The sequence below is a fragment of the Candidatus Synechococcus spongiarum genome (assembly GCF_900047545.1).
In the GTDB taxonomy this organism is placed as follows: Bacteria; Cyanobacteriota; Cyanobacteriia; order PCC-6307; family Cyanobiaceae; genus Synechococcus_B; species Synechococcus_B spongiarum_C.
The window spans coordinates 1-3,343 of sequence record NZ_FITM01000040.1; the positions used below are offsets into that span (position 1 = coordinate 1).

A 3,343-nucleotide genomic window follows, 5' to 3' on the forward strand; every position below is an offset into this window, starting at 1 on the left:
GTGGTCCGGACAGCGCACCCTGACTTCTCGGAAGGCAGTGGGGCTCGGCAAGCCATTAGGTGACCCGGAGTCCACGCCAATCCCGAGCATCCCGTGTGGCTGCTGCCTTCCGGCTCTGACCAGGTTTGGGCGTCTGGAACGCATGGATCCGAGTCATGTCAATAATAGCATCTGCATGACCAGGGTGCCCTTTGCCTCTCACGATTCGGGATTTGCAGAATTACAAGCATCAGGGGCGCATCATCACAGCCCTGACCGCCTGGGATGCCTTGAGCGGGGCTTGGGTGGAGGCCTCGGGTTGTGACGTAGCCCTGGTGGGAGATTCCCTGGCCATGGTGAGCCTGGGGCACGCCACAACCTTGCCCATCTCCCTGGAGGCCATGGTGCATCACACCCAGGCGGTGGGTCGGTCAATCCAGCGGCCCCTGCTGGTGGCGGATCTTCCTTTCCTCAGCTATCAGTGTGGCGCTGAGCAGGCGGTGGCCGCAGCGGGTCGCTTTCTCAAGGAAACCCCATGTCAGGCCGTCAAGCTGGAGGGGGCTGAACCGGAGACGATGGCGGTAATCAACCGATTGGTGCGGACCGGCATCCCGGTGATGGGCCACCTGGGACTCACGCCCCAGTCTGTCCATTGCCTGGGCTGGGGTCGCCAGGCTCGCAGCGCCCCCGCTCAAGAGCAGTTACGGCAGAAAGCCCTGGATCTCCAGCAGCAGGGATGCTTTGCCCTGGTACTGGAGCACGTGCCGGCGGTGCTGGCCAGTGAATTACGGCGGGAGCTGAAGATTCCCGTGCTGGGCATCGGCGCCGGTCCGGATTGTGACGGTCAGATTCTGGTGACGGCCGACCTGCTGGGACTCACCCCCAGCCAGCCCCCCTTCGCGAAGCCGCGGCTTCAGGGGGCGACCATGTTCAAACAGGCGCTACAAGACTGGTGTCATGAGCAGCGCCACCAGGAGCAAACAACTCCTCCACCCACAGCAAGCAATCCGCCAACACCTGGTTGCTGAGACGAAACCCTTGGGGTTGACTCAGACGCAGGCAGGGTCCTTCACAACACAGCAAGCCTTGGGCACAATTCCTCTCCAGCCGTGGTGACAGGGTCATCAAGATCTCCGGCGGCAAGGAGCACTGCTGGGCCAGTTGCCGACAATTGACCCCTTCGCTGCGGCGCAGTCCCGTGATCAGCAAATCCTCCAGGCGTTCTTTGGCGCTGGCAGGAGGGTGTACCCCATGTCGTGGTCCATGGAGCCATGCCTGATAGCCGGCACGGGTGCGGGGGCGGGTCAGCCGTTGCCCCGCCACGCTGCTGGCGGCCCCCATGCCAAAGCCCCACCACTGTCCCCCTCCCCAATACACGCGATTGTGGCGACAGGCGTGGTCGGGCCGGGCAAAGCTGGAAATTTCATAGCGTCGCAAGCCGGCCGCCTCCAGCCGCTGGGCCGCCCGATCCAGCATGGCCGCAGAAGTGGTCTCCGGCGGCAAGCACAGGCGCCCCTGCTCCAGCCAGCGGTCAAACACTGTTCCCCCACCAAGGGTGAGGTCATAGAGGGACACGTGGGGGGGAGCCAGGGACAAGGCCTGGTCCAGGGTTGCTTCCCACAGAGCCGGGGTGAGTTCTGGCAAACCAGAGATGAGATCCAGGCTCCAGCGGGACAGACCTGTGGCTCTTAGCAGCGCCACAGCGGTCTCAATGTCCTGGCGGCTGTGGCGGCGCCCGATGGCCGCCAGCAGCGCGTTGTCAAAACTCTGAGCCCCAAGGCTGACGCGGTTCACACCCGCTGTACGGTAACCCTCCAGGCGCTCGGCAGAAGCGTCGGCCGGGTCCAGTTCCATGGTGATCTCTGCACCAGGAGCCAGACCAAACTGGTGGTTCAACAGAGCCAACAGCCATGCCGTCTGCGCGGCGCTCAGCAGGGAGGGGGTGCCGCCGCCGATGTATAGGGTGGAGAGGGGGGGACCCGGTGGACTGGTGCCGATTTCCTCCTCCAACCAGCCGAGGTACTGGGCCACGGAGTGGGACGTGGCCCCATCCACCCGATCTCCCAGGGGAACAACGGGAAAATCACAGTAAAAACAACGGCGATGGCAAAAGGGAATATGCACATAGGCACTGCGGGGCGGTGAAAAGGCCATGATGGTGTGGCAAGCCGGTTCAAACTCTGCCCTTCTCCCACAGCCCTTGTTGTGATGGCTAGAGATTCCCCCAGCGCAGAGATGACCGCACTGCTCTCGGAGCGCGTTCTGCCGCTGATCACCTCCCTGGAGCGCCCCTGGCTCTGGCTGATTGGCGTTGGGGTGGTGCTGGGGCTGCTCATGGGGCTGCTGGTCCAGCAGGTGCGCAACTGCCTCCGGGTCGAGGAACGTCAACTGCCCTGGGACATTCTGCTGATTCGCGCCGCCGGCCTCAGTCTGGGGTTGGTGCTGGCCAATCTGATGGTGGCGCCCTTACTGCTGCTGCCCTTGCCGGAGTCGTTGCAGTGGGTCAAGACCGTTGCCCTGGTGCTGGCCAACCTGATGCTGGGGATGGCCGGGCTCACGGTGGGGCAGTTGCGGGGGCAAGCTCTGCGCCGTCTTCTGGGATCCACCAGCAGTGAAACGTTGCTGCTGGAAGAGGGTCTGGTGCAGCGATCCGCCCCCAAAATCCTTGACACCAGCGCCGCCATTGACGGGCGCATCGGAGCGCTTCTGGACTCCGGTCTCCTGGAGGGCCAGGTGATCATCCCCCAGGTGGTGCTGGAGGAGTTGCAAACCCTGGCGGATTCCGGGAAGGGGGAAAAACGCAGCCGTGGCCGACGGGGGCTGGACAGTCTGTCCGTCCTGCGCCGTGACTACGGTCGCCGCATCGTCACCAACAGCACCCGCTACGACTGCGAGACCGTGGATGAAAAACTTCTTCGCTTGACCAGCGACACCAGCGGCATCCTCATCACCACGGACTACACCCTGGCCCAGGTGGGGCGCCTGCGCAACATCCAGGTGCTCAGCTTGAGCGAATTGGTGGTGGCCCTGCGGCCCGAGGCGCAGCCGGGGGATCAGTTCACCCTGAAACTGGTGCGCCAAGGCAAGGAACCGGGGCAGGCCATCGCCTACCTGGAGGACGGCACCATGGTGGTGGTGGATGGCGCCAAGGCGCTCATTGGCCAGTCCAGAAACGTGACCATCACCGGCGCCCTGCAAACCAATTCCGGCCGCATGGTGTTTGGCCAACTCAGTCCCGATAGGGGATCTCCAGGGACAAGCCAGCCTCCCTGCCGTTCTGGCAACCAGGGGCGACGCAATTGCTAGGTTCAGGACTCATAACCAGAAGATGGGAGTGGCGGCGAGGAGGACGGCAGAGAGGAAG

At 63.9% G+C, this 3,343-nt stretch carries 3 protein-coding genes and 1 other RNA gene; 2 read left to right on the forward strand and 2 right to left on the reverse strand.

Features of this window, described 5'->3' with window-relative positions; all coding sequences use genetic code 11:
- Positions 1-58: 58 nt before the first annotated feature.
- Positions 59-155, reverse strand: an RNA gene (gene ffs, locus FLM9_RS01550) — signal recognition particle sRNA small type.
- A gap of 36 nt (positions 156-191) precedes the next feature.
- Between ffs and panB the strand changes: the two genes are divergently transcribed.
- Positions 192-1,007 (forward strand): 3-methyl-2-oxobutanoate hydroxymethyltransferase, encoded by an 816-nt coding sequence (panB, locus tag FLM9_RS01555; RefSeq protein ID WP_081340110.1) that lies wholly within the window; start codon positions 192-194, stop codon positions 1,005-1,007.
- On the opposite strand, the gene hemW is transcribed toward panB, so the two are convergent.
- Positions 910-2,133 carry a radical SAM family heme chaperone HemW gene (hemW, locus tag FLM9_RS01560; RefSeq protein WP_074456948.1) on the reverse strand — a complete coding sequence of 408 codons (1,224 nt, stop codon included), beginning with the start codon at positions 2,131-2,133 and terminating at the stop codon, positions 910-912. The genes panB and hemW overlap by 98 nt on opposite strands.
- A 54-nt stretch (positions 2,134-2,187) precedes the next feature.
- On the opposite strand from hemW, the gene FLM9_RS01565 reads away from it, so the two are divergent.
- Complete coding sequence (locus FLM9_RS01565; RefSeq protein WP_143324546.1) at positions 2,188-3,285, forward strand: PIN/TRAM domain-containing protein; 1,098 nt, start codon at positions 2,188-2,190, stop codon at positions 3,283-3,285.
- The last annotated feature ends 58 nt before the right edge of the window (positions 3,286-3,343 follow it).

Coding starts and splice junctions, on each gene's coding strand:
- hemW (WP_074456948.1), bottom strand. CDS start 2,133: ATGGCCTTTTCACCGCCCCGCAGTGCCTATGTGCATATTCCCTTTTGC.
- FLM9_RS01565 (WP_143324546.1), top strand. CDS start 2,188: ATGGCTAGAGATTCCCCCAGCGCAGAGATGACCGCACTGCTCTCGGAG.